Genomic DNA, 5,576 nt, shown 5'->3' on the forward strand with positions numbered 1-5,576 from the left:
CGCCCGAAGTTCCCCCCTCTCCGCACAGCAGTACCGTGCGGGGAGGGGCCGGGGGAGGGGCCAGCCGCGGCATGCGCCTAACCTGATCGAACCGCGCTCGAAGTTCCCCCCTCTCCCGCGCCGTTTGCGGGGGAGGGGCCGGGGGAGGGGGAGAAACGAAAGAGCCGGCCCGACCTCGTGGTCAGACCGGCTCTAGTCGCCGCGGCGGCCGAACGGCCAGAAACGGGACCTGCGCCGTGGAGGCGCGGTGACGATCACCTTCAGGTACTCCGTGCGGTCGCCCACCTGCAGCATGCAGAAGTACACGCCGGTGGCCACACGCGTACCGTTCAGGTCTCGCCCGTCCCAGTACGCCACCTTACGACCCGGCTCGGTATAGCGCAGGTTCAGCACCGGGACGTTGGCCCCCCGGGGGTGCCCCACGGCCCGGGGCACGGCGACGATCTGGCCCAGCATGTTCACCACCCGCATGGAGACCACCCGCGGGGCTCCATCGGCGAAAAGGTCTCCCTCCAGGATGAACGGGATGTACGTGTCGGGATTCGCGGGGCTGGGGTAGTTCTGCTCCAGGCGAAATCCCTTGGATTGCGCGGCCTGCGCGGTGGTGCCGCCCTGCGCCCGCGCATCGGGGGGAAAGAGCCAAGCGAAACACGCGAGCAGGAGGAGCAGAACAGGTGGTGCACGCAGCATCAGCACCTCACTGTTCACCAGGTTGTTGCGTGTCGGCTCCTCCGATTCGCGGTCCTGCAAAGGGGAAAAGGGCTCCGCACCCAACTTACCCGGTGCGCGCCAGCGGGGTCAAGCGACCGCCGGCCCCTCGTCCCCGCCCGGGGCCGCGCGCGCGTCTCCGGCGCTCTCCAGGAACAGCTCCAGCGAGCGGAACGGCTTGTCGTGCGCCAGCTGCGCCTCCAGGAACGCGCGCAGCAGCGCGCGGTGCGTCCCGGGCCGCCCCACGCCGCCTTCAGGAACGTGGCCGCGGATCATCCCCCTCAACTCCGCGCGGCTCTCCGCCTCCAGCACCCGCCCCGCCTGCCGGCAGCGCGTGCAGGCTACGCCACCCGCCACCGCGTCGAACCGCACCGGCTCGTCCGGCGCAACGTCGCCCCCGCACAGCACGCACGCATCCACCTGCGGCTCGAAGCCGAAGAGCGACACCAGCGACCACGCGCCCGTCAGCGAGGCGCCCAGGGCCTCGGCGGGGGTAGGCGCGTCGGCGATGGCGTCCCAGGCGTTCGCGACCGCCTGGTACAGGCCGGGGTGCGGGTCTTCCGTCCCCACGCGCATCACCAGCTCCGCCAGCAGCGAGGCGCCGGAAAAACCCACCAGTGAGCGCCCCAGCGCCTGCCGGCTCTGCACCAGGTCGAAGCCGCTGAGCGTGTGCAGGTCGCGCCCCTCCTTCAGGTAGAAGGTGGCGTGCCCCTCGGTGAACGGCTCCAGCACCCCGCCGTAGCGGCTGCGGGGGCGCAGCGCGCCCTTGGCCATCACCGAGCGCACACCGTGGTCCCACGTGTACAGCCGCAGCACCTTGCTTGTTTCACTGTACGGAAACGACTGCAGTACCAGCGCCCGCGTGGTGGTGAGCGCCACGTCCCCCTCCCGACCCCGTCAGCCCTGCGCCGCGGGGCGCCGCCGCAGGGCGAAGAACGCCCCCAGGCCAAGCACCAGCACGGTGGCCGCGCCGGCCACCCAGCGCGGATCGATCCCGCCGGCGGGACGGCTGGCCCGCAGCGCCACCCGCGCCCCGGGCCGAAGCCGCAGGCCGGTGAAGCGCAGGTACCTGTCGCCCTCGGCCTCGAACGGAATGCCGTCGTTCAGCCCTTCGACGCTCACGTTGGGCGCGGGCTGGCGCAGGTACAGCGCCAGCGTGTCGGTGGCCTGCGAGATGGGCAGCGCCAGGGGCTTGCGGCTCCCCAGCACCCGGTAGCGGAAGAGGAAGTCGCGGGAGCCCGGCACCAGCGGCACCGCGGCCACCACGCGGTCCCCCACCAGCATCACGTCTCCTCCGGTTGATTCGGAGGCGCCGGACAGCGGCTGCTCCGTCTGGAACTCGCTGGCGCCGGGCGGAATGGAGACGCCGAACACCGGCGTGCCCCCCCGGCCGACGACCGTGCGGCCCCCGGGGTTCTCCACCCGCACCGCCTCGGCGATCTCCCATCCGCCCTTTACGCCGGCGACGGCGATCACGTCGCGCCGGGTGACGCGCAGCGAATCGACCGCGCCCTGGGCGGAGGTGGTGTCGTACACCTGCACCTGGTACCCCGCGCCGGGCTGGTTGGGGTGCAGCGCCGGGCCCAGGTAGCGCACGCCATCCACCATGGCCGCGGCGAAGAAGACGGTGAACGTCGCCGTGTCGGTGCGCGCCGGCAGGGTGAACTGGAAGGTGCCGCCGGGGCCGGACGTCGCGCGGCCGACCATCCCGGAGGTATCGGACGATACGCGGTGGAGCTCCACCGTTGCCCCGGCGACGCCCTGGCCGCCCTTGACCACGCGTCCGGAAACGACGTCTTGCGCGATGGCGGGAACGGCGAAGAGCGCCAGCAGCAGCGCGGCCAGCAGGTGCGGCAACGGGCGGCGTGCCACCCGGCGCGCCGCCCGCTCTGGATAGAAAAAAGAGATCACGGGTTGAACCGGCCCAGGTCTTCGGGATCGAGGTTGCGCAGGTACTCTTTCAGCTGCTCGGGATTCATCCCCGGCTGCGGTCCTTCGCCGGCGGAGCCGGGCTCGCCGGTCAGGTCCACCGTCCCCGCGTCGCTTTCCGGCGCCATGGAGATGGTGGTGGCCGTCAGCAGGTCGTCGGTCGTGAACAGCTGCGCCCGCGTGCGGAGCGCGATGGCGATGGAATCCGACGGCCGTGCATCCACCGTGAACACCTCGTCGCCGCGGGTGATCACCAGCTCGGCGAAGTAGGTGTTGTCGTGCACCTTGGTGATCAGCACCCGCGTCAACGTGCCGCCCAGCCCGCGGATGACCAGCGGAAACAGGTCGTGCGTGAGCGGGCGGGGGAACTTCATCCCCGCCATCTCCATGGCGATGGCGCTGGCCTCCGCCGGGCCGATCCAGATGGGAAGGACGCGCTCGCCCTCCTCCTCCTGCAGGATCACCACGGGCGACTGGGTGCTCTGGTCGAGCCCCAGGCTCTGCACGCGAACTTTGATCATGGTGTCGCCACGGGGTACCACGGGAACGCCGGCCAACCTAGTGCGTCATTCCGGACGCGACAACCCCAGCGACGCCGAGAACTTGTTGAGGTCCAGCACCCGGCCCAGCCGCGCCGTCAGCACCTGCAGCACCTCTTCGGGCGACGACGCCTTGAGCGCCTCGGCCACGCCGGCGGCCGCGTCCTCGTACGTCACCGAGCGGATCACCTTCTTGATCTCCGCCAGCGCCGGCGGGCCGACGCTGAGGGACGACGCTCCCATGCCGATCAGCAGGAACGCGCCCAGCGGCATGGCCGCCACCTCGCCGCAGACCCCCACCTCGATCCCCGCGTCGCGTCCCGAGCGGCAGATGAAGTCCAGCAGCCGCACCACCGCGGGGTGGAAGGGGTTGTAGCGGCTGGCGATGCGCGAGTTGCCCCGGTCCACCGCCAGCGTGTACTGCACCAGGTCGTTGGTGCCGATGGAAAAGAAGTCCACGTGCTTCGCCAGCTCGGGCGCGATCAGCGCCGCGGCGGGCGTCTCGACCATGGCGCCCAGCGTGTAGCCATTCGGTACCGCGTGCCCCTCGGCGCCCAGCTCCTCGATGCACTGGTCGATGAGCGTGCGGGTGCGCGTGACCTCGCTGATCTCGTTGACCAGCGGCAGCATCACGCGGATCTCCCCGTGCGCCATGGCCCGCACCAGCGCCCGCAGCTGCGTACGGAACACCTCGGGCTCGTCCAGGCACACGCGGATGGCGCGCCATCCCAGGAAGGGGTTTTCCTCGCGCCCCATGTGCAGGAACGCAGGGAACTTGTCGCCGCCCAGGTCGAAGGTGCGGATGATCACCGGCTGCCCCGGGAACGACTCCGCCACCCGGCGGTAGGCGCGGTACTGCTCCTCTTCCCCGGGCGCGGTGCCGCGGCCGACGACCAGGAACTCGGTGCGGTACAGCCCCACCCCCTCGGCGCCGTGGTCGCGCGCGTGGTCCGACTCGCCGGGAAGGTCGATGTTGGCGCGCAGCACCAGCCGGCTGCCGTCCCGGGTCACCGCCGGAAGGTGCGCCAGCAGCACCAGCTCCTGCTCCCACTCGCGGATCAGGTAGTCGCGCTGGCGGTACGCCTCGCGGTCTTCCTCCGTGGGCGCCAGAACGACGCGGCCGGTGCGCCCGTCCAGGATCATCTCGTCCCCGTCGTGCACCGTGTCAGACAGGTTGCCGACGGAAACGACGCAGGGGATTTCCAGCGAGCGGGCCAGGATGGCGCTGTGCGAGGTGCGCGTTCCCAGGTCGGTGGCGATGCCCACGACCGTCTTGGGGTCCAGCTGCACGGTGACGGAGGGCGTGAGCTCGCGCGCGACCAGGATGTACTTTTCCCCGTCGTCCACGCGCGCGGCCAGGTCCGGGTCCGGCATGTTCATCAGCCGGCGCAGCACGCGGGTCTGCACGTCGGCCAGGTCAGCCAGGCGGTCCAGCACCATGGGATGCGAGCTGTGCGACAGCGCCGACTCCCACTCCAGCACCCGCCACTCGAAGGCGCGCTCGGCCGTCAGGTGGTTTTCGCGGATGGTGCCGATGGTGCCGTCGATCAGGTCGGCGTCCTCGAGCATCAGCACCTGCGGCTCGAAGATGCGCGCCTCCACCTCGCCCACGGTGCGCGCCGTGCGCTCCTGCAGCACGCGGATGCGCTCGCGGGCGTACTCGCACGCGTCGCGGAAGCGCTGGATCTCGTACTCCACCCGGTCTTCGGAGATCACGGCGCCATGGGGCACGCGCGGCACCTCCCACCGCAGCACCCGTACGGGGGCGATGACGATGCCCGGCGAGGCCGGGATGCCGTCGCGCGCGACGCTCACGCCGTCACTCCTCGCCAAAGCGGCCGTTGACCAGCGCGACGAGCGCGTCCACCGCCTCGCGCGCGTCTTCGCCGGCCGCGCGGATGCGCACGGACGAGCCGCACTCGGCGGCCAGCATCATCACCCCCATGATGCTCTTGCCGCTCACCTCCACGTCGTCCTTGCCGATCCACACCTCGGCACGGTAGCGGTTGGCCAGCTTCACGAACTCCGCCGCCGGCCGCGCGTGCAGGCCGTACTTGTTGACGACGGTGACTTCGGTCTGGTGTTCCATCCCCTGTCAGGTCATGAGTTGCTCGCCAGCACCACGCCGGCGATCAGCAGCGCCGCCAGCCCGATCCCCGCCACGATCCGCACGCGCGGGCCCAGCAGCACCCCCGCCGCCAGCGCCGCGGCGCCCAGGGCGGTGTACGGAAGGCCCGGCGTTTCTCCCCATCCCACGGCCAGCACCGCGGCCAATCCCGAAAGAAAGGCCCCCGCCGACCCCGCCCAGCTCCCCAGCCGCTCGAAGGGCGCCTCGCGCAGCGCCCGGGCCACCTGCAGGCCGTGGCGCAGCCCCGCGTTCAGCCCCCACGCGCGCATCCA

Annotated in this window: 6 protein-coding genes and 1 pseudogene; all 7 read right to left on the minus strand. The window is 71.5% G+C overall.

Annotated elements, in window-relative coordinates; all coding sequences use genetic code 11:
* Positions 1-192: 192 nt before the first annotated feature.
* Complete coding sequence (locus tag VIB55_RS18420) at positions 193-750, minus strand: hypothetical protein (protein WP_331878135.1); 558 nt, start codon at positions 748-750, stop codon at positions 193-195.
* 48 nt (positions 751-798) lie between these two features.
* On the minus strand, positions 799-1,587 hold the full coding sequence (gene recO, locus VIB55_RS18425) for a DNA repair protein RecO (RefSeq protein ID WP_331878136.1): 789 nt from the start codon (positions 1,585-1,587) through the stop codon (positions 799-801).
* Between the two features lie 18 nt (positions 1,588-1,605).
* A complete protein-coding gene (locus VIB55_RS18430) occupies positions 1,606-2,619 on the minus strand; it encodes a hypothetical protein (protein WP_331878137.1) in 1,014 nt (337 codons plus the stop codon).
* Positions 2,616-3,158: a bifunctional nuclease family protein gene (locus tag VIB55_RS18435; RefSeq protein WP_331878138.1), complete on the minus strand. Its 543-nt coding sequence runs from the start codon at positions 3,156-3,158 to the stop codon at positions 2,616-2,618. The genes VIB55_RS18430 and VIB55_RS18435 overlap by 4 nt, the downstream gene beginning before the upstream one ends.
* Before the next feature lie 45 nt (positions 3,159-3,203).
* Positions 3,204-4,991 carry a phosphoenolpyruvate--protein phosphotransferase gene (gene ptsP / locus VIB55_RS18440; protein ID WP_331878139.1) on the minus strand — a complete coding sequence of 596 codons (1,788 nt, stop codon included), beginning with the start codon at positions 4,989-4,991 and terminating at the stop codon, positions 3,204-3,206.
* A 4-nt stretch (positions 4,992-4,995) separates the two neighbouring features.
* A complete protein-coding gene (locus VIB55_RS18445; RefSeq protein WP_331878140.1) occupies positions 4,996-5,265 on the minus strand; it encodes an HPr family phosphocarrier protein in 270 nt (89 codons plus the stop codon).
* Between the two features lie 11 nt (positions 5,266-5,276).
* Positions 5,277-5,576: pseudogene (locus tag VIB55_RS18450) on the minus strand (hypothetical protein); the annotation flags it as partial.

This window comes from Longimicrobium sp. (genome assembly GCF_036554565.1).
Taxonomy (GTDB): domain Bacteria; phylum Gemmatimonadota; class Gemmatimonadetes; order Longimicrobiales; family Longimicrobiaceae; genus Longimicrobium.